Source organism: Corynebacterium sp. HMSC036D03 (genome assembly GCF_001836185.1).
GTDB lineage: Bacteria > Actinomycetota > Actinomycetes > Mycobacteriales > Mycobacteriaceae > Corynebacterium > Corynebacterium simulans.
This window is the reverse complement of sequence record NZ_KV827749.1, coordinates 63,181-89,214: the sequence shown is the minus strand read 5'-3', so window position 1 is coordinate 89,214 and position 26,034 is coordinate 63,181. Positions and strand designations below refer to the sequence as shown.

Below are 26,034 nucleotides of genomic sequence, written 5' to 3'. Positions count from 1 at the left end.
ATGGCAGATTCCACCAAAATCGCAAACCTCTTGAAAGACTGCCGCGTAGACCTTAGCTGGCAGCGCGAATTCTACGAGGACCTTCACGCTCACCCTGAGCTCTCCCACGAAGAAGAGCGCACCGCCGGTCGAATCCTTGAGCGCCTGCGCGCTTTCGACTGCGAGATTGTCCAGCCCATCGGCGGCTTCGGAGCTGTGGCCATCTTCCGCAACGGTCCCGGCCCCACCGCTCTTTTCCGCGCTGACTTCGACGGGCTGCCCGTGCAAGAGGAAACGGCAGTTGCATACGCCTCCCGCAACGGCAACATGCATGTTTGCGGCCACGACATGCACACTACAGAGCTGCTGGGAGCCTGCGCGCTTCTCGACGCCCACCGCGACGCCTGGTCCGGCACCTTCCTCGCTCTTTTCCAGCCAGCAGAAGAATCTTCCATGGGAGCAAAATATATGCTGGCCGATTCGCTTACTACCCGCGTCCCGAAACCCGACATCTGCCTCGGCCAACACGTTATGCCCGGCAAAGCAGGCGATGTTCTGTCCCGCCCCGGAGCAATCATGGCCGGTTGCGACTCCCTGCGCATCACCATTCACGGACGCTCGGCACATGCCTCGATGCCGCACGCAGCCGTTGACCCGACCTATATCGCCGCCATGGTCATCACGCGTTTGCAAGCGATCGTTGGGCGCGAGGTGGCACCGCATGACTTCTTTGTCATTTCTGTGGGGGAGCTGCATTCAGGCGATAAAAACAACATCATTCCTGAGACTGCCGAGTTGGTGTTGAATACCCGTTATTACAAACCGGACGTCGCCAAGCGTGTATATGCCTCCCTCGAGCGAATGGTGCGCGCGGAATGCGTAGCCTCCGACGCCCCCAAGCCGCCGGAATTCGAGTACTTTGCCCACGGCGAAGTCACCGACAACGATCCTGCCGCCCACGAAACCGTGCGCGCAGTCTTTGACGCCGTCTTCGGCGCGGCCTCGGGTACTGCCGAACCTTCGACGGCCTCCGAGGACTTTTGCTACCTCCCCCAAGCTTGGGGTGTGCCGTATTATTTCTGGTTTATTGGCTCGACACCCGCAGAACTGGCAGATAACCCACCCGTCAACCACCAAGCGATATTCCTGCCCGATTATGAACCCACCGTGGCATCGAGTACCCAAGCCGCCGCAGCAGCGGTGCTGGCCTACCTCGCAAATTAAGCAAGCGCTTGCGCTCAAGGCCGGATAAGCTGGCACACGGTATTTTCCATTCTCTTAAAGAACCAGATAGGTAATAAATGAGCCAGCCCAAGCACTCTGCTTTTCAGTCCACTGTCCCCGCACACGTGCGCTCCGCTGCCGGGGTTAGCCCTTCTGCTGCCAGCCAGCGCAAATTCTGGTCCGGCTTATCTTCTGCTGTCGTAGCCGAAATCGCTGACAATTGGGAAGCCACCCGCGCTGCCTACTCTGCGACCCGCCAGCAGCACTACTTTTCCGCCGAGTTCCTGCAAGGCCGCGCGCTGCTTAATAACCTCACCAACCTGGACTTGGTCGACGAAGCCAAGGCCGCAGCGAAGGCAGCCGGCCGCGAGCTTTCCGACGTCCTCGAGGCCGAGCACGACGCCGCCCTCGGCAATGGTGGCCTAGGCCGACTCGCTGCTTGCTTCCTCGATTCGGCGGTCACGCAGGACTACCCAGTCACCGGCTACGGCCTGCTCTACCGCTACGGCTTGTTCCGCCAGTCCTTTGACAATGGGCACCAAAAGGAGCAGCCCGACGCATGGATGGAAAACGGTTACGAGTTTGTCATTCGCCGTGCTTCCGATCAGCGTCGTGTGCACTTCGATGACATGGACGTCCGCGCGATTCCCTACGACATGCCGATTACCGGCTACGGCACCGACAACGTCGGCACCCTGCGCCTGTGGAAGTCCGAACCCATCGACGAATTCGACTACGATGCGTTCAACTCACAGCGGTTTACCGACGCCATCGTCGAGCGCGAGCGCGTCATGGACATCTGCCGAGTGCTCTACCCCAACGACACGACCTACGAGGGCAAGGTGCTGCGCGTGCGCCAGCAGTACTTCTTCGTTTCTGCTTCGCTGCAGCAGATGATCGATAACTACATCGCCCACCACGGCGACGACCTGCGCGGATTCGCGAAGTACAACTGCATCCAGCTCAACGACACACACCCGGTGTTGGCGATTCCAGAGCTTTTGCGCCTGCTTCTCGACGACCACGGCTTATCCTGGGACGATGCCTGGCAGGTTGTCACAGAGACTTTTGCTTATACCAACCACACCGTTCTCGCCGAGGCGCTGGAGAGCTGGGAAGTGTCTATTTTCCAGAAGCTGTTTTGGCGCATCTGGCAGTTGGTGGAAGAAATCGACCGTCGTTTCCGGCTGGATATGGAAGCTCGGGGCATCGATTCCCAGCGCATCGAATACATGGCGCCGGTATCCAACGGGCAGGTGCACATGGCGTGGATTGCCTGCTACGCAGCGTTTTCTATCAACGGCGTCGCCGCCCTGCATACGGAGATCATCAAGGCCGACACGCTCTACGAGTGGCATGAATTGTGGCCGGAGAAATTCAACAACAAGACCAACGGTGTCACGCCTCGCCGGTGGCTGAAGATGTGTAACCCGCGCCTGGCGAAACTTCTGACCAAGCAGTCCGGTTCTGATGAGTGGGTCACCGACCTTAACTCACTTGCCTCGCTTACCCAGCTTTCTGAGAACAAGAAGGTTCTGCGCAAGCTCATGGAGGTAAAGCACAAAAACAAAGTCGACTTCGCAGAGTGGATCATGCAGCATCAGGGCGCGGAAGTCGACCCGGATTCTATCTTCGACGTGCAGATCAAGCGCCTGCACGAGTACAAGCGTCAGCTGTTGAATGCGCTTTATATCCTGGACTTGTATTTCCGTATCAAAGAAGACGGCGAGTCCGTGCCGAAGCGTACCTTCATCTTTGGTGCGAAGGCCGCCCCGGGCTATGTCCGTGCTAAGGAGATCATCAAGCTCATCAACTCCATCGCTGAGCTGGTCAATAACGACGAGGACACCCGCGATGTCATTCGCGTTGTGTTCGTGGAAAATTACAACGTCTCCCCTGCCGAGCACATCATCCCGGCCGCCGACATCTCGGAGCAGATTTCGGTGGCGGGTAAGGAAGCATCCGGCACCTCGAACATGAAGTTCATGATGAATGGCGCGCTCACCTTGGGAACGATGGACGGGGCAAACGTCGAAATCGTAGAGGCAGTCGGCGAGGACAACGCGTATATCTTCGGCGCTTCCAACGAGGAGCTGCCAGCACTGCGAGAGTCTTATAACCCTGGCGAGCTCTACGAATCCGTCTCGGGTTTGAAGCGCGTTCTGGATGCCCTCAACAATGGCACTTTAGGCCACGAGAATTCCGGCATGTTCGGAGACTTGCGCTCCTCGCTTCTCGACGGCCAGGGCATCCACGCCCAAGACACCTACTACGTTCTCGGTGACTTCGACTCTTACCGGAAGACCCGCGACCGCATGGCGCAGGACTACGTCGACGCCCCACTCGACTGGGCCAAGAAGGCATGGCTGAATATCTGCCTTTCCGGCCGCTTCTCCTCTGATCGCACGATTGCCGATTACGCCGCCGAAGTCTGGAAGCTCGACCCCACCCCAATTAGTAAGTAACCACGACCCCACCCCAATTAGTAAGTAACCACGACCAGTAGGCGCTAGGCATTTCACCTAGCGCCTTTTTGGCTTTCCCCGCCCTACGCGGCCCCGCCACTCAACCGCCGCCACTCAACCGCCGCTACTCAACCGCCGCTACTGACACCCCCGCCGTGCAACCCGTGGCTCCGTTTGCACGAGCGACCGGCAGGGGCGGCCCGGCGCAAACCTAGGGTGGCGGGCGGAGGTTGTGTTTTAGAAACAACGGCCTGCCGGTTTTGGGTGAAAGCCAGGCAAGGCGGCCGTCGATAAGCGTGATGCGTCCGCGATGCGCGGGCCCTAGCGGGTCATCCTGGTTGAGCCCGTTGTGATAGGCGCAAAGTGGCACCAAATTTTGGAGGTTGGTGTGCCCGCCGTGGTTCCAGGCTTCAATGTGGTGGATTTGGCAGTCATCGAAAGGCACGGAACATCCCGGCCACACACACTCGCGGAACTTCGCTTTGAGCATGGCACGCTGTTTATCGTTTGCGATGCGCTGGGTTCGGAAAGCATCGACCGGCCCAGCCAGCGGATGCACGAGGACGGCCTCCCCATGCTGGGCCAGCGCGCGCTGAATATACTGCGCGCCAGAGACCACCGCGCCGTTACTCAGCTCAATGGTGACCTCCTCACCCTCACCATTTACGATGCGGTCGAGTTGGTCAAGATAAACAATCGCCGAGGTCGATACTTTAACGGCCCCGCCGCTCGCGTTTCCGGCCACCAACGCGCGAAAACCCTCAAGGGCGCCGTCCGCATGCGAAATGATGGCGCGAAAGTCCTCGATGGTCATCGCCTTATCGGTGATACGGATTGCGCCCAGGCCGTTGGAGTACCGGGTATGCGATACCTGCGGCTGGGGCTGCGGCGGAGTGAGGAGCTCGCGTAGCCGAGCGCGCGCGAGCCCGTCCACGTTATTGGCTGGCACGTGGCACAACTCGACTCTTAGGTCCCACGCGTGATGGTGGTTGCGCACCCGCGCGACGTATTTTTCGATTCGGGCCAGCACGCTCAATCCATGGCCACGGCGCCGCGCGCCGGCGAGCGCACGAGCCTGCTTGCGGGTATACGGCGTCTTGCCAAAATAAGGCTCGGCGAGGCGGATGAGATGGTCGGCGTCATCGGGGCTTGCGCCTAATGCCATGATTTCAGACTTGCTTAGCGCGGCCGCCTCGGCGAGAAGATCCACGCCGCGCGCCCGTGCTTGCAAATACGTCTGAAGGTTCATACCTTTCACGCTAAAAGCACTCACAAGACCGCCACAAGCATCAATTTTTGGTCTGTGGATAACTTCGCCTAAAAGAGGCTAAAACGCGCTTTCCGATGACGCGGCCACAAAGTTATCCACAAAAAGAGGCCTCCCTGCGCAAAAGCAGGAAGGCCACAGGGCTGACGGGCCAGCGATTACCGAGCGCCGGCGAAGCGCGCTCAAGGAGCTCGGTTAGCGGCTTTCACCCAACATGTGGCACTGAATCATGTTGGTGTTGCCCGCAATTCCCGGCGGGGTGCCAGCGATGACGACGATGAGGTCGCCTTCCTTGTAACTATCCATGGCCAGCAGCGAGCGGTCGATGGTAGCCATCATGTCGTCGGTGGAGTCCACGGCATCGCTCAGGAAAGTCTGTGCGCCCCAGGTCAGGGCCAGCTGCGAGCGCACCTCCGGGAACGGGGTAAACGCCAGCAGCGGCAGCTTGGAGTGCAAACGCGCCACGCGCTTTGCGGTATCGCCGGAGGTGGTGAAGGCAACGATTGCCTTCGCATTCAGGCGCTCAGCGATGTCGCGCGCCGAGTACGACACCACTCCGCGCTTGGTGCGCGGAACGTGCGAAAGCGGCGGCACCTGGCCATCGGACTCAGCGTTCTGCACGATACGAGACATAGTGCGCACGACGTTCTGTGGGTCGATGCCCACGGAAGTTTCGCCGGAGAGCATGACGGCGTCGGCGCCATCGAGCACGGCATTGGCCACATCTGATGCTTCCGCGCGGGTCGGGCGCAGGTTGCTGATCATGGAATCCAGCATCTGGGTTGCCACGATGACCGGCTTAGCGTTTTCACGCGCGATTTGGATGGCGCGCTTCTGGAACAGCGGCACCTGCTCGAGCGGCACCTCGACGCCCAGGTCACCACGGGCAATCATGATAGCGTCGAAAGCAAGGACGATGGACTCCAGAGCATCGACCGCCTCCGGCTTCTCCAGCTTCGCGATGACCGGCACGCGACGGCCCTCTTCGTCCATGATGGCGTGGACTAGGTCGACGTCGGCTGGCGAGCGCACGAAGGACAGCGCGATCATGTCGACGCCGAGCTGCAGAGCGAAGCGCAGGTCGGCGATGTCCTTTTCGGATAGAGCCGGCACGGAAATATCCATGCCGGGCAGGGAAACGCCCTTGTTGTTGGATACGGGGCCACCTTCAGTGACCTCACAGACGACGTCGTTGCCATCTACTTCTTTACAGACCACGGCGACCTTGCCGTCGTCGATAAGCAGTCGGTCGCCAGCCTTCGCATCCTTCGCGAGGTTCTTGTAGGTGGTGGAGACGCGGTCGTGGGTGCCTTCGACGTCGTCGACGGTGATGCGAACGATTTCACCTTCTGCCCACATCTCCTCGCCGTTGATGAAGCGACCCAGGCGAATTTTCGGGCCCTGCAGGTCGGCTAGGATGCCGACGGCGCGGCCAGTTTCATCGGTGGCCTCACGTACCCAGCGATAATTGGCTTCGTGGTCGGTGTGCTCGCCGTGGGACATGTTAAGGCGAGCGACGTCCATGCCCTCTTGCACGAGGCGCAGGATTCCGTCCTTGCTTGCCACAGCGGGACCTAAGGTACAAACGATTTTGGTTCTTCTATCCAACATTAAAAGCCCTATTCACATCGGGAATGCTAACGAAACCCAACCTACCCGCGTTCGCCGGCAACGGCCACTGCCAAAGCCAACAAAACCAGAAATGCCCGCTTAAAAGCGGGCATGAATGGGCAACGTACACTGCTTAGTGTGATTCCTGCGACTCACCGAGCGCTTTCGGCCCGTTACGCGCAGGATCTACCTCAGCGGGAGTCTCCTGCCCGCGCGGAAGCTTGAAAAATACCACCAGCGCCACGATGAAAAGCACTACTGAAACAATGACGTTGATTCGCAGGCCGAAGACCATCGTGGCCTCATCCGAGCGCATATTCTCAACGAAGAAACGACCCAGCGTATACCCCGCCACATAGAGCGCAAACACTCGGCCGTACCCCAGCTTCCACGCCTTTTGCGCCCACAGTAAGAACAAGCACACGGCAACATTCCAGACCAGCTCGTAGAGGAAGGTCGGGTGCACGGACGTTATTACTTCCCCAGTTGAGCGGCCCGAGACCGGCGCATACTCCCCTGCCTCGTTGATGCGGTAGTAAATATCCAGCGCCCACGGAACGTCGGTGGGCCGGCCGTAAAGCTCCTGGTTAAACCAGTTGCCGAGCCGCCCGATGGCTTGGGCAAGGATGAGGCCGGGAGCGACGGCGTCGGCAAACGGCGCCATGGGCACCTTTTTAATCTTGAACATCACCCAAATCGCGAACACGCCGAGCGCCACCGCGCCCCAAATACCGAGGCCGCCGTTGGTGATTTTCAAGGCATCGGCCGGGTTACAGTCGGCACAGAAATACTTCTGGTGATCCGTAATCACGTGATACAAGCGCCCGCCGACGATGCCCGCCGGGATGATAACGATGGCTGCATCCCACACGACATCGGAATTGCCGCCACGCGCAACGTAGCGGCGCTGCGTCATCCACATCGCCACCAGAATGCCGACAATGATACAAAGTGCGTAAGCACGCAGCGGAAACGGACCTAAATGCCACACGCCCTGCGGCGGGGACGGGATGTTTGCCAGAATTTGCACGCTAGACAGTTTGCCTTATCCGGCGGGACAAAGCCACTAAAGAGACTTCCGCGAAGGGCACGCCGGGTGCTGGCCAGCAGCGACCAAGGAACGCGCCGCGGCGGCGGGGTCTTGGGCCGCCATGATGGCCTCTCCTACCAGCACCGCATCGGCGCCCTGGGAGGCATATCTCAACACGTTACGTGGCGAATTCACTCCGCCGATTGCGATGCGCACGATGGATTCCGGCAGCCCCGGCACAATCTCGGAGAAGGCCTCGCGGTTGATGGCATCCGAGGCCACCGACCATGCGTTAATGGCCACCACGCTGCCACCGGCCTTGATGGCGCGGTCGACTTCATCACAGGTGCGCACCTCTAAAATTGCGGTCATTCCCAGCGATTCAATGCGATCGAGCAGCGCCTCCAACCGCGCTTGCTCCAAGATCTCCACCTGCAGCGGCACCGCATCCGCGCCATAGCAGCGCGCCTCGTGGATCTGGTACGGGTCCACGATGATGTCGCGGCAAATCATCGGGATATCGATCGCCTCGCGGGCCTGGCGCATATCCTCCAAAGAACCGTGGAAGCGCCGCCTGTCGGTCTGGCAGGCCATCAGGTGGACCCCCGTGGCAGCTAGCTGCGCGGCAATCTGCGCCACCGACTCCGGAGAGTCCAGATGTGCGATTTCGCCGGCATAAGGCACGGCGCGTTTGATTTCGGTAATCACGGAGCAGCCCTGGCGTAACAGCGCAGCACGGACGTCGCGAGGCTCGCTCATGGAACGCGAGCGCGCTTTGATGTCTTGGAAGGAGACGCGGGCTTCGCGCACGGCGACGTCGTCAAGCACACCTGCTATCAGGTGGTCTACGGCGATCGGAGTGGACATCAGCACCTCCCTCCACAGGGGCGTTTGAGATCACACTTAGGCTATCGCGATGGCCCGCGAAATAGAAATTCAGGGGCGTTTTACGTCCGTGGGGTCAATGTCGGCGTCGAGCGCATCCCACATCACGCGACCGGAATCGGTGGTGGTCTCTAGTTCCTCGGCGATGCGCTCCTGGCGGGCGGCCGGGCTTTCGTACTTGGTCGAGCGGGGCTTGTCGACGCCCGGTTTGCGCACCAGCAGCATCGCCCCAAACAGCGCGCACGCTGCGCCGAAGATGGCAAGAATGGGGCCAGCCTTTGCGGCCTCGGTGCTGAGGACGGTGGCCCACTCGGAGATATGCGCACCGTTGACGGCATTCTCGTCGGAGGAGCCGGCGCGCAGGAGTTCTTGGGCGCGAGCGGCGTCGGCGCCGTAGGTCAGCAGGGAGACTGGGCTCCACGCCACGGCGGCTGCGGCCAGCGCGCAAATGACGGCCACGATGCGGCGGGAGGTGCGACGCAGGGCCGCCACGGCGACCGAACCAGCCAAAAGCACAAGGGTCAGCGCGATTAGCTCGAGGGACCAGAAGGAACCCACCATGTCGACGGTGCTGGAGCCGGACTTATCGTCTTCTACGGCAGCGGTAGCCCACGTCATGCGGGATGAAAGCCACAGCAGGATTGCGCCTGCAGCAATTAAAAGTGGGCCAAGACGGCGTGCCATCTAAAATGCGCCTCCCAAAAGGTCACGAGAATCGAAACAAGTGCGGTCTCCGGTATGGCAGGCCGCGCCTTCTTGGCGAACTGTAATCAGGATGGTGTCGCCATCGCAATCCAGCCGCACCCCCAGTACTTCTTGGGTATGCCCCGAGGTCTGGCCTTTTATCCAATAGTCCTGCCGCGAACGCGAGTAATAGGTGCCCTTGCGCGTGGCCAAGGTGTGCGCGAGTGCGTGGTCATCCATCCATGCCAACATCAACACCTCGCCTTGCTCGGACTGGGCGATGGCGGGAACCAGGCCGTCGGCGTTGCGCTTGAGCAGCTTAGCGACGCCCGGGTCTAGCTCGAAGTCTGCCGGGCTACTCACTTGCGTACCTCGTAGGAGGCCGCCGCGAGGGCATCCTTCACCTCGGCGATTTCCACCTCGCCGAAGTGGAAGATGGAGGCCGCGAGGACGGCGTCGGCGCCAGCTGCAATAGCCGGTGGGAAGTCGGCTGCCTTGCCCGCTCCGCCGGAGGCGATGACGGGGATAGACACCGCAGCACGCACCTTTTTGATGAGCTCGATGTCGAAGCCTGCCTTCGTGCCGTCGCCGTCCATGGAGTTCAGCAGAATCTCGCCGACGCCCAGCTCCGCGCCGCGGGCCGCCCATTCGATGGCGTCGAGTTCAGCGGAGCGCGTGCCACCGTGGGTGGTGACCTCGAAGCCGGAAGGCATGCGTGGGGTTCTGCGGGCGTCGACGGATAGGACGATGCATTGGGAGCCGAAGACCCGGGCAAGCTCGCGCAGCAGCTCCGGGCGGGAAAACGCCGCGGAGTTGACGGCTACTTTATCGGCGCCGGCGCGCAGCAGCTTACGGACGTCGTCGATGCAACGCACGCCGCCGCCCACGGTCAGTGGGATAAAGACCTGGTCTGCGGTACGTCGCACCACCTCGAGCATGGTGCCCCGGCCTTCTTTCGAGGCGCTGACGTCGAGGAAGGTCAGTTCATCGGCACCGAGTTCTTCGTAGCGGGCGGCCAACTCTACTGGGTCGCCGGCATCGCGCAGGTTTTCAAAGTTTATGCCCTTGACCACGCGGCCGTTGTCCACATCGAGGCAAGGGATAACACGCACGGCCAAGGCCATGGCATCCTCCTTTTTAAGATTTTTGACTGTGGCGGGCCACGATGTCGAGAATCGTGGCGTGCACCTGAGGGGTGCCGGCGACCAGACCGCGGGCGCCCGGTGCCCAGTCGTTGCCTTCGGGGTCGGTTGCGATGCCGCCAGCGGCCTTGATGAGCAGAGCGCCCGCGGCGTTGTCCCACGGATGCGGCGAGAAGTTCACCACGCCGTCGAAGACGCCCTGCGCCACGAAAGCCGAATCAACCCCCACGGAGCCGGTCATGCGTGGGCGCAGCCCGGTCTCGCGCAGCTCGTGGAAGATATCCGTGGGCAGGTGCGAAGAGCAGCCGACGTGCCCGCGGCCTTCGTCAAAACCGAGAGAATCCGCGCCGCCGCCAAAGCCTGTGGCAGGTCCGCCAACCGAGCGCAGGCCCATTCCCTCGGCAGCCACCACGCGGCGCGCCAGCAGCGGGAAGTCCGCCACCGCAACTACGGGGCGGGAGTCATGGATGAGGCTGACTAGAACGCCGCACAGCGGGTTGCCCGCGGAATAGTTCGCGGTGCCGTCGATGGGATCGACCACCCACATGGCCTTCTCGGACGCAAACACGCCGGAGGGCGAGGCAGACTCCTCGCCATAAACCGGAATGCCTGTGAGCTGGGTGAGATGCTGGCGCAGCTGCGCCTCGATCTGCAGGTCCACTTCCGTGGCAAAATCGCCCTCGCCCTTGAAATGGGCAGGCGGCGCGCCGAGGCCGGCGCGGAATAATTCGCTTACTTGGTCAACGGCCGCCTCGGCAAAAGCCACGAGCTCACGCGGTTGAGTCATGAATTGGCGCTCCTCGCTTTAATAGGTGTCAATGGGGTCGATGTAATCCTCTTCCGGCAGCGGCTCTACCTCCGCCACCGCCGCGATTGCTTCTTCGAGGCTAAAGCGCTGCTCATAGAGCGCTTTCCCGACAATCGCGGAATCGATGCCCTCGTTTTCATACAGCGCCAGCTCGCGAAGATCATCCAGGCTAGAGATGCCGCCCGAGGCCGTAATCTTTGCCTCGGTAGCCGCAGCAACCTCACGCAGCAGCTCCACGTTGGGCCCTTCGAGGGTGCCGTCTTTGGTGACGTCGGTGACCACGAAGCGCTGGCAGCCTGCCGCATCGAGGCGCTCGAGTACCTCCCAGAGGTCTCCGCCATCCGATACCCAGCCGTTGCCGCGGCAGCGCCACTCGCCTTCTTCTAGCTGCACCGCTAAGTCCACGGCAATTTTGTCGCCGTGCTTTTCCAGCATTTCCTCGACCCACTCCGGTTTCTCCAGCGCCGCGGTGCCGATGTTGACCCGCCGCGCACCGGTGGCAAGCGCACGCTCCAAAGACTCATCGTCGCGAATTCCGCCGCTCAGTTCCACCTGCATCGAAAGCTCCGCGGTGATCTCCGCCATCAGCGCGTGATTAGAACCGCGGCCAAAAGCCGCATCGAGGTCGACAAAGTGCAGCCATGAAGCTCCCTGCTCCTGCCACTTGAGCGCGGCCTCGCGCGGGGTGCCATAGTTCTTTTCGGTTCCGGCCGCGCCTTGGTCAAGTCGCACAGCCTGGCCGTCAACGGCGTCGACGGCCGGCAACAAAGTAAAGGTCATGGTTTCAAATCCTACTTAAAGCGTATTAATCCAGTTGCGCAACAACTGCGCTCCTACCTCGCCGGACTTCTCCGGGTGGAACTGGGTGGCCCACAGCGCGCCATTTTCCACGGCCGCCACGAAACGGTCCCCATCGTGCTCAGCCCAGGCCACCCGCGGCGGCTCGGTGATTTCGGTTTCCAGCTCCCAGCGGCGGGCCGCATAGGAGTGCACGAAATAGAAGCGCTCTTGCGGAGAAATCCCCGCGAACATCGCCGAGTCCGCAGCAAATTCCACGGTATTCCAGCCCATATGCGGAAGCACGTCAGCCTGCAGCTTTTCCACCCGGCCGGGCCACTCCCCGCAACCATCGGTGGCAATGCCGTGCTCGAAGCCGGCGTCGAAAAGCACTTGCATGCCCACGCAGATCCCCAACACCGGCCTGCCACCGGCCAAGCGCTGGCCGATGATCCGCGGGCCCTGGGCCCTTTTCAGCCCCTCCATGCACGCGGCAAAGGCGCCGACTCCGGGGACCACGAGGCCGTCGGCAGCTACGGCCACCTGGGGATCCGCAGTGACGGTGACCTGCGCGCCTGCGTGTTCAAGCGCGCGCTGCGCCGAACGCAGATTGCCGGCACCGTAGTCCAGCACAACAACATTCTTGCCTGTCATGGGCTATACCTTACGCAACCTTCGCAAACGGGTCTTAATATCGTGTGTCTCGCTAACGCGGGTACGTCCCAGCAGCGTATCGCTGACGGTCAGCAACAGCCCGCCCGCGATAATCGCAGCGCCCGCACCAAACGCGCCGCTATAGCCGGTGCTGGCGACCAACGCGCCCAGCACCGTGGAGCCCAGGCCGGTGCCCGCGTCGTAGAAAATATTCCACACCGCAGAGGCCTCGGAAATCTTTTCGCGAGGCGCGCGGTCGAACATCGCCAGCAGTGCCTCGTTCTGCGCGATGCCAAAGGCACCGCCGAAAATTACGGCGCCGCAAACCAGCAGCCACAGCGACCAGCTCTCCGCGAGCGTGAGGGCAATCAACGCCACGCCACCGGCGGCCGCGAGCTGGGCCGGGATATACAAAGTGCCGGGTTTGCCAAGGCGGTCTGCCACCGCGCCTGCGAAGTAACGCATCACCATCGTCGCAGCACCCACTAAGGAAAGCAGCAGGCCGCCGACGGCCGCGCCGGTGGCTGGGTCCAGTTCTCGCGCCGCGGGGGCGATGAACGTGGAGACCACGCCGTAGCTCATGGAGAAGGTGGTAAGAGCTAGGGCCGGCACGGCGAAGAGTTTCCACATCGGAGCGACGGCTCCGGTCTCACGGTTCGCCACGCTTGACGACGCCGCCTTCAGCGATGGCACACGCAAACACATCACGAAGCCAATGATGCCGATGATGCCAGCGGTGATGTACGCGGTTTCAAAGCCCCAAGCCTGCCCCATCGCAATGCCGGCCGGCAAGAAGACCATCTGGGCGAATCCGACAAAGACGCCAATCATTCCGGTGGCCTTGCCCAGCAGCCGCGAGGGGGCGATTTCTGCGATCAGCGCGCTTTCCGAAACTGTCAACGCGCCGAAGCCAATCCCGCGCAGGGCGGAAAAGACAAGCACGACAACGGCGGCGTTACCAAGCAAGTGGCCGAAGGCCGGAACACCGAGCAGCAGCGCGGCCGCCGCCATGACGGGACGGTAGCCAAAGGTACGCAACATGCGCGGGGTCAAAGTCTGGGTGATAACCGTGGCAGCCATGAAAGCGCCGGTCGAGGCGCCTGCCAGGGTTGCCGAGCCGCCCGAGTCTAGAACCGCCAGCGGGACCACCGGCAGCAGAATGGACCACGCGCCAAAGGCCGCCGCAACGGCGACCATCGTGGCGGTATAGCCCGGGACCTTCCAGATGGACTGCTTCGCGTTGCTCACTGGCCCATCACACCAAACATCCACGCCAGCGCCGCTGCGATGGATACCGCGCCGAGCACAGCAGCCACGATGGTAAAGAACTTAGAGCCTTGCTGATAAGCAGACCAGGCACCACCAAAAAGAAGTCCTGCCACCAAGAACAGGACCAAAATCAAAAAGTTCCCAGAAATTATAAAGCTCCCTTCGTGGAAGGAATCCCCTTTACTCGGGGATCCGGTTCGACGGCCTGCCGCAGCGCACGGGCTACCGCCTTGAATTCTGCCTCGGTGATGTGGTGCGGGTCGCGCCCGTAGCGCACGTTGAGGTGCAAGGTCATTGCCGCGTGTGTGGCCAATGTTTCGAAGAAGTGGCGGTTGATGACTGTGGCATAGTGGCCGCCAATAATCTGCCATTGTAGATGCTCCGGCTCGCCGTTCATCACGAAGTAGGCGCGGCCGGAAAGATCCACCACTGCTTCTACCAATGTCTCATCCATGGGCAAAAGCTGCGAACCGAAGCGGCGGATGCCAGCTTTGTTGCCGGCGGCGTCGGCAAGCGCGCGGCCCAACACAATCGCGGTGTCTTCCACCGTGTGGTGGGCATCGATGTGGGTATCGCCTTGGGCGTGGACCATGAGGTCGAAGCTGCCGTGGGTGCACATCGCGCCCAGCATGTGGTCGAAGAATGGCAGGCCGGTGCTGATGTCTGCGTCCCCGCTGCCGTCGAGGTTTATTTCGACGCGGATTTGGGACTCGTTGGTCACCCTTTCCGCTTTGCCGATGCGGTTTGCCATTAGTCTTCTCCTTCCGCAGTTACTGTACCGCTAAGTTTCGCTGCCGCCGCAAGGAAGGCATCGTTTTCTGCCGGCAGCCCGATGGTGGCTCGCAGAAATCCGCGCTGGCCGACGTCGCGAATCAGCACCTCGCTACTCAAAAACCGCTCCCAGACCGCGTGCTGATCTGCAAAGCGGCCAAAGAACACGAAGTTGGCCTCGCTTTCTACCACAAAATATCCCAGCTCCTGCAGCTTGGCGACGACGCGTTCGCGCTCCGTGGCCAGCTTGTGCACCGTTTCCAGTGTCTCAGCGCTATGCCGCAGCGCGACGATGGCCGCGGCCTGGGAAAGCGTGGAAAGGTGATAAGGAAGGCGCACGAGCATAACGGCCTCGATGAAGGCTGGGTCAGCCACGAAGTATCCCAGGCGCCCGCCGGCGAAGTCGAAGGCCTTGGACATGGTGCGCGAGACCACCACCTTGGTGGGATATTTCGCAATCAAGTGGGCAGCCGAGGGCGAGGAAGAAAACTCCATGTAGGCCTCGTCCACGATGATGATTCCCGGCGCGGCCTGGACCAGTTTTTCGATGTCTGCAAGACGCGTGACATCGCCGGTGGGATTATTCGGCGTGGTGATAAACACGATGTCGGGGCGGTGCTGCGCTATAGCTTCCAGTGCTCGGGGCACGTCGATGCGGAAATCCGCACCGCGTGGGCAATCGATGAACTCGGTGTGGGTGCCCGCGCACAAGATGGGGTGCATGGAGTAGCTGGGGCTAAAGCCCAGGGCTTTACGCCCTGGGCCGCCGAAGGCCTGCAGGAGTTGCTGCAGAACCTCGTTGGAGCCATTTGCCGCCCAGAGGTTTTCCGCTTTCAGTTTGGTGCCGGTTTGGGCGCTTAAGTACTCAGCCAGCGCGCGGCGTAGCTCGGTGGCGTCGCGATCCGGATAGCGATTGAGCGTGCTTGCCTGCTCCTCGATGCTGCGCACGAGATCCGCTACGAGGGCGGCAGAAGGCGAATAGGGGTTTTCGTTGGTGTTGAGCTGGTTGGCCACACGCAGCTGCGGCGCACCGTAGGCAGACTTGCCGCGCAGCTCTTTACGCAGGGGCAGATCAGAAAGTTGGGTCATGGCTATATTCCTTGAAAACGGGCGGCGATGGATTCGCCATGGGCTGGCAACTGTTCGGCGGCGGCGAAGGCGATGACGTTGTCAGAGATCTCTGCCAGCGCCGCTCGGTCATACTCGATGAGGTTTACTGGGCGCAGGAAAGTATGAGTGGATAACCCGGCGCTAAAGCGGGCAGTTCCAGAAGTTGGCAGCACGTGGTTGGAGCCTGCGGAATAATCCCCCAGCGGCACCGGTGCGTACTCCCCGACGAAAATCGCGCCAGCATGCTTAATGCGTTCGGCCACAGCGCGGGCATCATTGGTGTGGATTTCCAGGTGCTCTGCGGCATAGGCGTTGGCAACCGCGATTCCGGCCTCTAGGTCATCGACCAGAATGATTCCCGATTGTTGGCCTTCCAGCGCCTCGCGCACCCGCTCGGCGTTGCGGGTGACAAGGTAGCGCGTGGAAACCTCGGCGTCGACAAGCGCGGCAAGCTCCGGCGAGTCAGTGATGAGCACGCTCGCCGCCAGCGGATCGTGTTCTGCCTGGGAGATTAGATCGTAGGCAATATAGACCGGGTTTGCCGTGGAATCCGCGAGGATGGCAATCTCTGTGGGCCCTGCCTCCGCATCGGTGCCCACCACGCCGCGTACCAGGCGCTTGGCTGCGGTGACGAAGATATTGCCAGGGCCAGTAATAATATCTACCGGCTCGAGGGAGGCCTCGCCCGTCACCGGTTCCTCATCGCCGTAGGCTAGCAAGGCTACGGCCTGTCCCCCGCCGACGGCCCATACCTCGTCGACGCCCAGCATGTGGCAGGTTGCCAGCACTGTCGGATGCGGCATGCCAGCGAACTGCTCCTGCGGCGGCGAGGCCACCACCAGGCTGGAAGCGCCCGCCTCCTGCGCGGGAACGGCATTCATGATGACCGAGGAAGGATAAACCGCCTTGCCACCTGGAACATAAAGGCCCACGCGCTCTATCGGCTGGAAGACCTCCGTCACCGTGGCTCCCGGGCCAAGCGTCGTAGTGTGCGCGGCCGGCTTCTGCTCCGCGTGCACCTTGCGCACGCGCTTGATGGATTCCTCGATAGCGGCACGGACCCGAGGCTCCAGCCCGGCGGCGGCTGCAGTGAGCGCGGCTTGGGAAACGCGCACGGCGGCCGGGCGTACACGATCGAAATGCTCGCCATAGTCCAATGCCGCAGCCGCGCCCTTTTCCCGCACCGCATGCACCATCGGTGCTACCTTGTCCAGATAAGCCGCAACGTCAGCGCCGCCGCGTGGCATGACTCGGCGCAGGCGGGCGGGGCTTAAAGTCTTTCCGCGCAGATCGATGGTGTGCAACATAGTCCGAGCCCTTTCTATAGCTAGACCAATATACTAACGCCGATTCCCCAGCGGTAGGGCGAGTTTTGGTAATAGAATTGGGCCACAGCTTCTCTCCCCTTATTGCACTATCGCTTAAGCAAATTATGGAAGGCAGGGCCCAGCGCATGGATGAATTCGATTCAGATGCCAGCTGCGAGTCCGCCACGAGCACGAGGCTCCTGGCTCGCATGTGCGAGATCGCTTCCCGCTTGGGTATTCATTCCATTAAAGCCACTGATGAGCTAGTGATTTTTCCACATTCCACAGCGGGTGAAACCCGCGTGAGCCTCGACGCTGCGGGCGAGCCGGTGTTGCATTTTTATACCACCCACCAAGGCCACTTGGGCTTCGAAGATATAGCAGCGCTCGGCGAATTCGCCAACGACTGGAACCACGACTGCATCTCGCCGCGCGTGGTGGTGGATTATGCCGACCCCACTGCGGTCACGCTGTGGGGGCATACATTCTTGGTGGTTCAGGACGAGCCGCAGGATTCCCAGTTGGAGGCAGCGCTGGTGCCGGCTTTGCGCAATGCGAGGTTGTTTTTGAACGCGCTTGCCGACGCCTTCCCTTCCCTCCGCAGCCAGCCATCCCCAGCGGAGGATTCGCCGGCGTCGGAAAGCGCAACAGCGGAGGTGCTGCCCGTGGACATCGCACGGGTGGAGGATATCCTGCGCAGGCTAGGCATCAATCGCTTCCAGACGGACGCCGAGCAATCCGTTTATGCCTGGATAAACGATGTTTTATTTGCATTCGTGCTCGATGTGGGCCCGAGCCTAATCATCAAGGGCCACTGGGACCCGAACTTAAAGGGTGAGGATTTCACCCGCATATTTTTAACGTGCAACGACTGGAACCGCACGCATCATTCGGCGGCGGCGTTTTGTCACTCGAACGTCGACGGCCTGCAGGTGCGCTTGGATTACGCGGTCATGGCAGGCGGCGGGCTTACCGACGCCCAGCTATTGACCAGCCTGGGCCGCGGCATGAAGCACATCCTGCACGGCATCGACGATATTGCCCGAGAGGCGGTTGGCGCCTCACCGGTCCAGTGGCCTTAACAGGCCTTAAAGGCTCAAACTACTGGACGATTTCGTAGTTGCCAGCCTTAGCCAGGGCCTCGTTCATCGCCGGGACGGAGGGGATCACATCGTCCTTGTGCTTGACCACAAGGCGGGCATACTCATGGTCCGTAATTTCGAAGGTGGCCTGGCCCAGGCCACCGGAAGCGAAGATGTCATAGAGTGCCTGCAGCGCTTTGCGGACATCGTTGTCATTCTTTACGCCGCTGACGTGGTAGTGAGTGGAAACAATAATCGACATGAGTCAAATTGTACGACTTTTGCCGTTAGATTCCCGAACTTAGATACGGCCGTTGAACGCCTGCAGCGCAGAATCCTCGCGGGTACCGCCGCGGCCGTCGCCGTAGCCTGCGTAATCAGCGATCCAGCTAACCTTGGAAACCCACTTCACGGCCTTGTAGCCGTGGTTGGATTCCACGCGGCAGCGCGCCGGGGCACCGAGATGGATGTCGACTTCATGGCCGTTGCGGGACAGGGCGATGACAGACTGTGCATCCAGGGCGTCGTCAATGCTAAAGCAGGCATAGAAGGGCTCGCGCGGGCGGTTGTCGTACATCTTCTGCGCTAGGCCATAGGACTCGACCATGACGTAGTTGGCGCCTTCTGGGCGTGGTCCCAACAGGCTTAGCACGTCCTCGATGGAAGGCCCAGCCCAGCGGGAGGTCGCCGACCAACCCTGCATGCAAGTATGCGTTGCCACGTAGGACTGCTGCGGCAACTCACGTAGCTGCTCGATGGTGACGACCTTCTCTACGCCATTAATGTCATCAGCCAGCGTGATTTCGTAGCCCTTCCAGTCATTCTCGCGGAACTTGGTCCACTCCGGCGACTCATCGGGCGTCGGCGGCAGGCCGTTAGTCCAGTGAAACTTGGAAATGTCCTTATCGGTATAAGCCTGCTGGGTAGAAGGCGAAACCTTCAACCAGTTCAGGAAGAGCTTGCGGCCGAGCTCGGTAAACTTCACCACGATGCGCTGGGCACGGGCGCGATCCGCCAGGGACCAGTAGGACAAGAAGATCCAGAACAAAATGACCACCACGATGGTAAAGACCACGGTGGTAAAGGCCTGCGCGTAGCGCTCCACGCTCACGTCGCCGAAGACCATGTGGACCATGTTGTGCTCGCGGTGAACGAAGAACACGAGGAAGACGTGCACAACAATAAACGCGCTCATCAGCACCATTCCAATGAAGTGCAGGGAGCGAGCACCTTGGTGGCCACCCCAGAACTTCACGTAGCGAGGGAACTTCACTCGCACGGCCGGGGCCATGGCTACGCCGGTGAGCATCATAAACGGCGCCAGGATGAAAATGACGAAGGAGTACGCGAGCTGCTGGAGGGCGTCGTATGGCGTGAAGTGCTCCAGCGAGGGTGCCTGCAGGCTCAAGTAGACCTTGGCCGATTCCCAGGCCTCAGGGACTATATCCCAGGAGGTCGGAATCAGCCGGCGCCACAGGCCGGTGGCAAAGAGCAGGGTAACGTAGACAAAGCCATTGAGCACCCACAGCATCACCGCGGCGCCGTGCCAGTGGCGGCCCAATCCGATGTTCTCGCGGCCGGGCAGGGAAAGCATCGGCGAGACCGAAAGCTCATCCATAAGGGAGGTGTAAACGCCCTCCTCTTTGGGCAGCTCACGCTTTGTAAATTTGATCCACTCGGTGCCAGGCGCGCAATCACTGCGCCACCACAGGCGCGGCAAGGAAGAGAGCATTTCGATGCCGGAGCGCAGCAGCATACCGATGAGTACGAAGTTGATGAGGTGCGAGGCCCGCAACCAGATAGGAAAGTCTGGGTTTTCACCCAGAGCCAATACATAGTCCATGGGAAAATTCCTCGGTGGTGAGAGATACAACTTTTCACTAGTGTGACTTATTTTTCATTGTGTCGCACCCACCCCGAAATACCAATGGTTTTTCCGTGCTTATTTAGCTTTTGGACAAAATCGACCCGCATAGCTGGAACAATGCTGGTTTACTCCACAGCATGATTCCCGCCACACGTCCAGCAAATTACACATAATGTATACCCCCGAGCCCCGCATCCTCGGCCTCTAATCTACGCCCGGCACATCCACGAAGGCCGCCGACCAATAAGCAAACATCGCCATAAACGGCGAAACCACCCACGCGATCCCCGGGGCAAACTTTGGCACAAACTGGACCACCTGCCCCGGATCCGCCGGCGCGGAATGCGCCGTTACCCCGCCAACCACATAGAAAGCCGCCGCACCTGCCAGGCAGGCCACCCCACACCACAGCAATTGCCCGACGCCGCGGAACGCCGCGCCGCGCATATAAGAAAACAGCCCGAAGCAAAGCCCCAAGAAACCCACCAGGACAGCGAATACAATGAAGGAAGAAAATTGCACGTCAGCAACATTTTCGATGGCATAGCCGCCGTCTTCTACTTCACGGCCGGTAAGAGTCGGGCGCCACATCCCCCACACCGCCCCCACTGCCGAATAGACAACAAGGACTAGGGCAAGCAGCCCCGCACCGAACCCGATGGAGCGAGGAATACGAAACTTGGACTTGGACACCATTTCTTTATAAGGCCTGACTCGAAAGAACTAAAACGAAAAGGAGGAAGTGCCAAAGCACTCCCTCCTTATAAATTACAGCGCCTTGTTTGACGCTATTTTCTCCGCGGAGAGTTTAGACCTCGCCACAGAAGGTCCAGTTGCCGTTCTCGCGGCGGAAACGCATGGTGGAGCTATCCAGACCCTCGTTGGTGTTGACGTTGACGGTTGCGGAAGCATCGTCACCGTTGACAACAACGTCGTTGATGGACTCAACGCCAATTGCGTTCCAGTCGAAGCCATCCAGCTGGGAGGTGTCCTGGCCGGAAGCTGCGAGCATGTTCTTCAGCTCGTTCATCGGAACATCCGGGATCTGGTTGTAGTCCATGTTGGCAACCTCAGAGCCCTGCGCGTTCAGCACTGCGGAGCAGGTGTGATCCGGCATGTACTTGAAGAACTGGCGCATGGTCTTGGTCTCGTAGAGGCCACGGACCAGCTGATTGATGCCGTCGACATCTCCCTGCTCTGCCGGAGCGCCCTCAACCGGAGCGACCGGCGCGGCGTTCTCAAGCGGGTTGGCGCCACCCTCGAATGGGTTAGCCAGGGTCTCCTCCGCAGCGGCTGCGTTGGAGTCCTTGTCTGCGCCTCCCTTCTTCTCTGCGTCCTTGCCGTCCTTCTTATCCTTGTTTGCGTCCTTGTCCTCAGACTTCTTTTCCTTGCTCGGAGCAGCAGACTTGTCCGCATCCTTGGAAGCCTGCGTGGTCTTCGTGGCGGTGGTCTTGTCGCCACCCTGAGCGTTGTTGGCTTCTTCGTCGTTACCGCAGGCAACGAGGGTCATCGGCAGAACCATGGCTACAGCAACGAGGGACTTCTTCGCAGGGGTTAGAAAAGACAAGGGTTAGGCTCCTGAAATATTTATGATGGCTGGCGTCAAGGCTAAATGTAGACCGCTGTAAATCGGTTCCGAATGGACGCCGATTCAGCGCGAGCAAAACAGGCTGAGCCAGATTTCTTTCCGCCTCATCCTAACAAGGCGAAGGTGCGGAATACATGCCGGATCCCTCAAAGAAACCTGTGAACCTAGGCCTTTTCCTACACATTTACTGTCAAATGTTAAGCCGGTCACCACTATTCGGCGCACAGGCCTTATACACCTGCCGCGCCGCACGGATGCACCGACAGCCGGACAGGTAAGATAACAGCGTGCAATTAGACCGAGACCGAATTCTTTCGACAGCCCTCGAGCTCTTAAATTCCTACGGGCTCGCGGATGTTACGATGCGCAGAGTCTCCACCGCACTCGGCGTAGCGCCCGGCGCGCTGTACTGGCACGTCGCCAACAAGCAAGCGCTCATCGCCGCCATGGCCGAGAAAATCCTGGCGCCTGTTTCCGGCACGAGCCCGCTAAACGTCGCAAAGAGCCTGCACTCTGCCCTACTCAGCTGGCGCGATGGCGCAGAGGTTGCCAGCGCGGGCCTCGCCTACCCTGATTCCGGGACTTGGGAAGTACTCACCGAAAAGATCGCCGCCTCATTTAAGTCAGTCGAAGGCCACTGCGCCTTGGAAGCCGAGGTTCAGGCGGCGTCGCTAGCCATCGCGCACCTAGTCTTGGGCGCTACCCAGATGGAACAATCGCGCCAGCAGTTGGCAGAGTCAGCTAAGGCCACAGCCTCTGCAGACGCCGCGGATAAATCCCCCGTAGACCACCGCCCAGATATCCACCGCGGCGTCGAGATCATCGTAAACGGCCTGCGCAACCCGCTCGCGGGCACGGAAAATTAATTATGCTCTAGGGCATGACTGAAACCGCTGTCTGCCCTACCCAAGCCTGGCCAGGAAAACCCGCGCCACTAGGATCCACGTTCGATGGCTCCGGTACAAACTTCGCCATCTTTTCTGAAATCGCCGAAAAAATCGAGCTCTGCCTCATCGACCGCGAAGGAAAAGAAGAGCGCGTCGAGCTGAATGAAATAACAGCCCACGTCTGGCATGCCTACCTGCCCAACGTTGGCCCGGGCCAGCGCTATGGCTATCGCATCTATGGCCCCTATGACCCCGCCAATGGCCTGCGCTGCGATCCCTCAAAGCTGCTGGTAGATCCGTATGCTAGGGCCTTCGACGGCGATTTCGATGGCGACGCCTCCCTCTACTCCTATGACATCCACGCCGAAGAGGAAGGCACCGGCCGCAACACTGAAGATTCCCTCGGCCACACCATGCTTTCGGTGGTCATCAACCCCTTCTTCGATTGGGCCGGCGACCGCCGCCCCCGCACCCCTGATAATGAGACGGTCATCTACGAAGCCCACGTCAAGGGCATGACCATGCGCCATCCCGACGTGCCTGAGGAGCTGCGAGGCACGTACGCGGGCATGGCGCATCCAGCGATCATCAACTATTTCAAGGAGCTCGGCGTCACCGCCGTCGAGCTGATGCCGGTGCACCAGTTCCTGCAGGATGATCGCCTACGCAACCTCGGCCTCCGCAACTACTGGGGCTACAACACCTTCGGCTTCTTCGCTCCTCACCTGGACTATGCCTATGCCAAAAAGCCCGGCGAGGCCGTCGCGGAGTTCAAGGCCATGGTGCGTGCCTTCCATGAGGAAGGCATCGAGGTCATCCTCGACGTGGTCTATAACCACACCGCGGAGGGCAACCATCTAGGCCCCACCATCGCCTTCCGCGGCATCGATAACCACGCCTACTATCGCCTGGTTGATGAGGACAAGAGCCTCTACATGGACTACACTGGCACCGGTAATTCCCTTAACGTTCGGCATCCGCACTCGCTGCAGCTGATTATGGATTCGCTGCGCTACTGGGTCACGGAGATGCATGTGGACGGCTTCCGCTTCGACCTGGCGGCGACGCTGGCGCGGGAGCTTGACGACGTCGACAAGCTCGCCACCTTCTTCGACCTCGTGCAACAAGACCCCGTGGTCAGCCAAGTAAAGCTCATCGCGGAGCCCTGGGACGTGGGCCATGATGGCTACCAAGTGGGAAACTTTCCACCGATTTGGAGCGAGTGGAACGGCAAGTACCGCGACACCGTGCGCGATTTCTGGCGCGGCGAGCCCGCCACCTTGGGAGAGTTTGCCTCGCGGCTTACCGGCTCTTCCGATCTTTATGGCAACAATGGCCGCCGCCCTACCGCTTCCATCAACTTCATCACCGCCCACGATGGATTTACGCTGCGGGACCTCGTCACCTACAACGACAAGCACAATGAGGAAAACGGCGAGGACTCCCGCGACGGCGAGTCCTTCAACCGTTCCTGGAACCACGGCGTGGAAGGGCCTACCGAGGACGAAGAGATAAAGAAGTTGCGCCGCCGGCAGGTGCGCAACTTCCTGACCACCTTGTTGCTTTCCCAGGGCACGCCGATGCTTTGCCACGGCGACGAGTTCGGGCGCACGCAGGGCGGCAATAACAACGTCTATTGCCAGGACAACGAGATTTCCTGGATGGATTGGTCGCTGCTGGAAGAAGAAAAGTCCGAGGCGATGCTGGGCTTTACCAAGCGTGTGCTCGCCATCCGCCGCGCGCATCCGGTCTTCCGCAGGCAGCGTTTCTTGGCCGGTGGCCCGCTGGGCTCCGACGTGCAGGACCGCGACATCGCCTGGCTGGTGCCCTCTGGCAAGCTGATGACGCAGGACGACTGGGATCATGACTTTGGCCGCGCGTTGATGGTTTACCTCAACGGAAACGCAATCACCGAGACCACTGCCCGCGGCGAGCGCATCACCGATGATTCCTTCATCATGATCTTCAACGCCCACCACGGCGAGATTGAGTTCACCCTGCCTACCAAGGACTTGGGCGCGCGCTGGCGGCTTATGGTCGATACGGCGGATTCCGGCGGCTACCCCGCGGAGGAAACCTACATTGATGCAGAGGGTACGATCACTGTTCAACCGCGCTCGACGCTGATTCTGCGCCAGGAAGAGCCGCCAGTCTTCGACGCTTAAGAAATTTTCCTCCGATTTTCCCCGGAAAGGTAGTTCGTGTCTTTTCACGCCCACGCCACCCGCATCGATGTCACGAATAAGGAGCTTATTTTCCAAGCTTCTTTGCTTTCTGCTTGCCTGGGCAAGGCTAAACAGGAGCAGGTTGCGCTAAGCGACGTCACCGATGTCACCGTCTGCGCCCCCACCGCGGCGGGCTTTGGATACGTGGAATTAGGCGGCGTCGGCAAGCGCATTGCCTTTGCCCCCAATCAGGACGCGGCGGCTTTCGCGCGTGCGGTCGAGGCTGCGCTGCGCGGTGAGGCGCCGGCGGAGGCGGCCTCGGTCAGCGGGCTGAACTTCACCGCCGTTGATGTGGAAACCGCCAACGATGATTGGGGTTCGGTGTGCCAGATTGGTGCGGTGCGTTTCCGCGATGGGCAGGAAACCGAATCCCGCACTTGGCTGTGTACTCCCCCGCCGGGCCTTGAGAAGTTCGCCGATATCAACATCTCGATCCACGGCATTAAGCCTGCCGACGTCGAGGGTGCCCAGCCTTTTGCAGAGGCCGCGGCGGAACTTTTTGAGTTCATGGACGGCGATGTTTTAGTCGCGCATAACGCACAGTTCGATTCCACCGCTTTGCGTCAGGGCCTGCTGAAGGCTGGCGGTTCGATTCCGGAGATCACTTTGGCATGTTCGCTAGCACTGGCTCGCGATGCCTCTTCTGCCGGCGTTATCGATGTGGTCAACCACAAGCTGCCCACGGTGGCGGCATTCTGTGGTGCCGATGACTTCCAACACCACGAGGCAACTGCCGACGCCCGCGCAGCCGGCGTCATCGTCGCGGACCTTGCGCGGCGCTTTGGGCACGTGGGCTCGGTGGATGAGCTCTTCCGTTCCCGCGAATTTAGCCTCGGCAAGTTGGATAAAGAGGCAATTCTGCCGGTACTGCGCGCGCATACCGCGCCTACCTCTGCGGCCGACCTTGGCGCTGGCACGGACTTCCGCGACAAGACCCGTAAGTCGGGTACTAAGACCGACGCAAAGGCCGGCGGAAAGGAAAAGAAGTCCGGCCGCGGACCCGCTCCGTGGCAGTCGGTAGCCACACCGGATACCATTCCGGACCCGAACCTCGATGCGGATCCGGAAGGCGCGCTCTTTGGCCAAAACGTAACTCTGACCGGTGACTTTGAGCCTTTCGATAAAGGTCTGCTCTGGAAGGGCATCGCTGAGCGCGGCGGCAAGATTGGCAAGAACGTCACCAAAAAGACCACCATTCTGGCCCTCGGCGAGTGGGCGACGAAGACCTCGAAGGAAAAGCGCGCCGAAGAGCTCATCGAAAAAGGCCAGGACATCGCATTGTGGCCGGCGTCGAAGCTGCTGGAAGAACTCCAGCTCAACGAGCAGCCGCCTTTTTAAAACTCTCCTACTCCGTTGGGAACCGATGGCGGGAAATGGCAGTCCAATTAGTGCAGAAAGTGAA

25 protein-coding genes are annotated in these 26,034 nt (G+C 60.6%); 6 read left to right on the top strand and 19 right to left on the bottom strand.

Features of this window, described 5'->3' with window-relative positions; all coding sequences use genetic code 11:
• Positions 1-1,203 (top strand): amidohydrolase, encoded by a 1,203-nt coding sequence (locus HMPREF2692_RS10060; RefSeq protein WP_070456375.1) that lies wholly within the window; start codon positions 1-3, stop codon positions 1,201-1,203.
• Between the two features lie 77 nt (positions 1,204-1,280).
• Positions 1,281-3,668 (top strand): glycogen/starch/alpha-glucan phosphorylase, encoded by a 2,388-nt coding sequence (locus HMPREF2692_RS10055; RefSeq protein WP_070823526.1) that lies wholly within the window; start codon positions 1,281-1,283, stop codon positions 3,666-3,668.
• Positions 3,669-3,879: 211 nt separating this feature from the next.
• Here HMPREF2692_RS10055 and HMPREF2692_RS10050 read toward each other — a convergent pair whose 3' ends face one another.
• From HMPREF2692_RS10050 to hisD, 15 genes are all read right to left on the bottom strand, one after another.
• Positions 3,880-4,917 carry an HNH endonuclease signature motif containing protein gene (locus HMPREF2692_RS10050; RefSeq protein ID WP_061923327.1) on the bottom strand — a complete coding sequence of 346 codons (1,038 nt, stop codon included), beginning with the start codon at positions 4,915-4,917 and terminating at the stop codon, positions 3,880-3,882.
• Positions 4,918-5,130: 213 nt separating this feature from the next.
• Positions 5,131-6,543, bottom strand: coding sequence for a pyruvate kinase (gene pyk / locus HMPREF2692_RS10045; RefSeq protein WP_061923688.1), 1,413 nt, complete (start codon positions 6,541-6,543; stop codon positions 5,131-5,133).
• A gap of 136 nt (positions 6,544-6,679) precedes the next feature.
• Positions 6,680-7,576 (bottom strand): prolipoprotein diacylglyceryl transferase, encoded by an 897-nt coding sequence (gene lgt / locus HMPREF2692_RS10040; RefSeq protein WP_061923331.1) that lies wholly within the window; start codon positions 7,574-7,576, stop codon positions 6,680-6,682.
• A 36-nt stretch (positions 7,577-7,612) separates the two neighbouring features.
• On the bottom strand, positions 7,613-8,443 hold the full coding sequence (locus HMPREF2692_RS10035) for an indole-3-glycerol phosphate synthase TrpC (protein WP_061923334.1): 831 nt from the start codon (positions 8,441-8,443) through the stop codon (positions 7,613-7,615).
• Between the two features lie 69 nt (positions 8,444-8,512).
• Positions 8,513-9,145 carry a TIGR02234 family membrane protein gene (locus HMPREF2692_RS10030; protein ID WP_061923337.1) on the bottom strand — a complete coding sequence of 211 codons (633 nt, stop codon included), beginning with the start codon at positions 9,143-9,145 and terminating at the stop codon, positions 8,513-8,515.
• The gene (hisI, locus tag HMPREF2692_RS10025; RefSeq protein WP_061923341.1) at positions 9,146-9,508 is read right to left on the bottom strand and encodes a phosphoribosyl-AMP cyclohydrolase; all 363 of its coding nucleotides are present in this window, start codon (positions 9,506-9,508) and stop codon (positions 9,146-9,148) included.
• Entirely contained in the window at positions 9,505-10,269 is a 765-nt protein-coding gene (gene hisF / locus HMPREF2692_RS10020) for an imidazole glycerol phosphate synthase subunit HisF (protein WP_061923344.1), read from the bottom strand. Before hisF ends, hisI begins: the two co-directional genes overlap by 4 nt.
• Positions 10,270-10,282: 13 nt before the next feature.
• Complete coding sequence (locus HMPREF2692_RS10015; RefSeq protein WP_062038320.1) at positions 10,283-11,074, bottom strand: inositol monophosphatase family protein; 792 nt, start codon at positions 11,072-11,074, stop codon at positions 10,283-10,285.
• An 18-nt stretch (positions 11,075-11,092) separates the two neighbouring features.
• Complete coding sequence (gene priA, locus HMPREF2692_RS10010; protein WP_061923350.1) at positions 11,093-11,875, bottom strand: bifunctional 1-(5-phosphoribosyl)-5-((5-phosphoribosylamino)methylideneamino)imidazole-4-carboxamide isomerase/phosphoribosylanthranilate isomerase PriA; 783 nt, start codon at positions 11,873-11,875, stop codon at positions 11,093-11,095.
• Positions 11,876-11,890: 15 nt separating this feature from the next.
• Positions 11,891-12,526: an imidazole glycerol phosphate synthase subunit HisH gene (gene hisH / locus HMPREF2692_RS10005; protein WP_061923352.1), complete on the bottom strand. Its 636-nt coding sequence runs from the start codon at positions 12,524-12,526 to the stop codon at positions 11,891-11,893.
• 3 nt (positions 12,527-12,529) lie between these two features.
• Positions 12,530-13,723, bottom strand: coding sequence for an MFS transporter (locus tag HMPREF2692_RS10000; RefSeq protein WP_201040729.1), 1,194 nt, complete (start codon positions 13,721-13,723; stop codon positions 12,530-12,532).
• A gap of 47 nt (positions 13,724-13,770) precedes the next feature.
• Entirely contained in the window at positions 13,771-13,929 is a 159-nt protein-coding gene (locus HMPREF2692_RS13185; protein WP_162839574.1) for a hypothetical protein, read from the bottom strand.
• 14 nt (positions 13,930-13,943) lie between these two features.
• Positions 13,944-14,546 carry an imidazoleglycerol-phosphate dehydratase HisB gene (hisB, locus tag HMPREF2692_RS09995; RefSeq protein ID WP_061923358.1) on the bottom strand — a complete coding sequence of 201 codons (603 nt, stop codon included), beginning with the start codon at positions 14,544-14,546 and terminating at the stop codon, positions 13,944-13,946.
• Positions 14,546-15,655, bottom strand: a complete 1,110-nt coding sequence (locus tag HMPREF2692_RS09990) for a histidinol-phosphate transaminase (RefSeq protein ID WP_061923361.1) — start codon at positions 15,653-15,655, stop codon at positions 14,546-14,548. The genes hisB and HMPREF2692_RS09990 overlap by 1 nt, the downstream gene beginning before the upstream one ends.
• 2 nt (positions 15,656-15,657) lie before the next feature.
• A complete protein-coding gene (gene hisD, locus HMPREF2692_RS09985; RefSeq protein ID WP_061923365.1) occupies positions 15,658-16,983 on the bottom strand; it encodes a histidinol dehydrogenase in 1,326 nt (441 codons plus the stop codon).
• Positions 16,984-17,129: 146 nt separating this feature from the next.
• On the opposite strand from hisD, the gene HMPREF2692_RS09980 reads away from it, so the two are divergent.
• Positions 17,130-18,065: a YbjN domain-containing protein gene (locus HMPREF2692_RS09980; protein WP_061923368.1), complete on the top strand. Its 936-nt coding sequence runs from the start codon at positions 17,130-17,132 to the stop codon at positions 18,063-18,065.
• A gap of 19 nt (positions 18,066-18,084) precedes the next feature.
• Here the strand turns inward: HMPREF2692_RS09980 and HMPREF2692_RS09975 are convergent, their stop codons facing one another.
• The 4 genes from HMPREF2692_RS09975 to HMPREF2692_RS09960 form a co-directional block, all read right to left on the bottom strand.
• Positions 18,085-18,327: a hypothetical protein gene (locus HMPREF2692_RS09975; protein WP_061923371.1), complete on the bottom strand. Its 243-nt coding sequence runs from the start codon at positions 18,325-18,327 to the stop codon at positions 18,085-18,087.
• Between the two features lie 39 nt (positions 18,328-18,366).
• Positions 18,367-19,908, bottom strand: a complete 1,542-nt coding sequence (locus HMPREF2692_RS09970) for a molybdopterin-dependent oxidoreductase (protein WP_061923374.1) — start codon at positions 19,906-19,908, stop codon at positions 18,367-18,369.
• A 228-nt stretch (positions 19,909-20,136) separates the two neighbouring features.
• Positions 20,137-20,625 (bottom strand): hypothetical protein, encoded by a 489-nt coding sequence (locus tag HMPREF2692_RS09965; RefSeq protein WP_239238340.1) that lies wholly within the window; start codon positions 20,623-20,625, stop codon positions 20,137-20,139.
• A gap of 115 nt (positions 20,626-20,740) precedes the next feature.
• Positions 20,741-21,499 carry a hypothetical protein gene (locus HMPREF2692_RS09960; RefSeq protein WP_061923380.1) on the bottom strand — a complete coding sequence of 253 codons (759 nt, stop codon included), beginning with the start codon at positions 21,497-21,499 and terminating at the stop codon, positions 20,741-20,743.
• A gap of 383 nt (positions 21,500-21,882) precedes the next feature.
• Here HMPREF2692_RS09960 and HMPREF2692_RS09955 point away from each other — a divergent pair, with 383 nt between their 5' ends.
• Genes HMPREF2692_RS09955 through HMPREF2692_RS09945 form a run of 3 tightly spaced genes read left to right on the top strand, consistent with a single transcriptional unit; the run spans position 21,883 to position 25,970 of the window.
• On the top strand, positions 21,883-22,386 hold the full coding sequence (locus tag HMPREF2692_RS09955; RefSeq protein WP_235597036.1) for a TetR family transcriptional regulator: 504 nt from the start codon (positions 21,883-21,885) through the stop codon (positions 22,384-22,386).
• A gap of 14 nt (positions 22,387-22,400) precedes the next feature.
• Positions 22,401-24,572, top strand: a complete 2,172-nt coding sequence (gene glgX, locus HMPREF2692_RS09950) for a glycogen debranching protein GlgX (RefSeq protein WP_061923386.1) — start codon at positions 22,401-22,403, stop codon at positions 24,570-24,572.
• 36 nt (positions 24,573-24,608) lie between these two features.
• Positions 24,609-25,970 (top strand): 3'-5' exonuclease, encoded by a 1,362-nt coding sequence (locus HMPREF2692_RS09945; protein ID WP_070823522.1) that lies wholly within the window; start codon positions 24,609-24,611, stop codon positions 25,968-25,970.
• Positions 25,971-26,034: the final 64 nt, after the last annotated feature.

Bases quoted from the DNA above. Each gene is read 5' to 3' on its own strand.
- hisB (WP_061923358.1), bottom strand. From the start codon at position 14,546: ATGGCAAACCGCATCGGCAAAGCGGAAAGGGTGACCAACGAGTCCCAA.
- HMPREF2692_RS10060 (WP_070456375.1), top strand. From the start codon at position 1: ATGGCAGATTCCACCAAAATCGCAAACCTCTTGAAAGACTGCCGCGTA.
- hisH (WP_061923352.1), bottom strand. From the start codon at position 12,526: ATGACAGGCAAGAATGTTGTTGTGCTGGACTACGGTGCCGGCAATCTG.
- HMPREF2692_RS10055 (WP_070823526.1), top strand. From the start codon at position 1,281: ATGAGCCAGCCCAAGCACTCTGCTTTTCAGTCCACTGTCCCCGCACAC.
- HMPREF2692_RS09975 (WP_061923371.1), bottom strand. From the start codon at position 18,327: ATGTCGATTATTGTTTCCACTCACTACCACGTCAGCGGCGTAAAGAAT.
- HMPREF2692_RS09990 (WP_061923361.1), bottom strand. From the start codon at position 15,655: ATGACCCAACTTTCTGATCTGCCCCTGCGTAAAGAGCTGCGCGGCAAG.
- hisD (WP_061923365.1), bottom strand. From the start codon at position 16,983: ATGTTGCACACCATCGATCTGCGCGGAAAGACTTTAAGCCCCGCCCGC.
- HMPREF2692_RS09955 (WP_235597036.1), top strand. From the start codon at position 21,883: ATGCGCAGAGTCTCCACCGCACTCGGCGTAGCGCCCGGCGCGCTGTAC.
- hisF (WP_061923344.1), bottom strand. From the start codon at position 10,269: ATGGCCTTGGCCGTGCGTGTTATCCCTTGCCTCGATGTGGACAACGGC.
- HMPREF2692_RS10015 (WP_062038320.1), bottom strand. From the start codon at position 11,074: ATGACTCAACCGCGTGAGCTCGTGGCTTTTGCCGAGGCGGCCGTTGAC.
- HMPREF2692_RS10030 (WP_061923337.1), bottom strand. From the start codon at position 9,145: ATGGCACGCCGTCTTGGCCCACTTTTAATTGCTGCAGGCGCAATCCTG.
- HMPREF2692_RS10000 (WP_201040729.1), bottom strand. From the start codon at position 13,723: ATGGTCGCCGTTGCGGCGGCCTTTGGCGCGTGGTCCATTCTGCTGCCG.
- priA (WP_061923350.1), bottom strand. From the start codon at position 11,875: ATGACCTTTACTTTGTTGCCGGCCGTCGACGCCGTTGACGGCCAGGCT.
- HMPREF2692_RS09980 (WP_061923368.1), top strand. From the start codon at position 17,130: ATGGATGAATTCGATTCAGATGCCAGCTGCGAGTCCGCCACGAGCACG.
- glgX (WP_061923386.1), top strand. From the start codon at position 22,401: ATGACTGAAACCGCTGTCTGCCCTACCCAAGCCTGGCCAGGAAAACCC.
- HMPREF2692_RS10050 (WP_061923327.1), bottom strand. From the start codon at position 4,917: ATGAACCTTCAGACGTATTTGCAAGCACGGGCGCGCGGCGTGGATCTT.
- HMPREF2692_RS09970 (WP_061923374.1), bottom strand. From the start codon at position 19,908: ATGGACTATGTATTGGCTCTGGGTGAAAACCCAGACTTTCCTATCTGG.
- HMPREF2692_RS10035 (WP_061923334.1), bottom strand. From the start codon at position 8,443: ATGTCCACTCCGATCGCCGTAGACCACCTGATAGCAGGTGTGCTTGAC.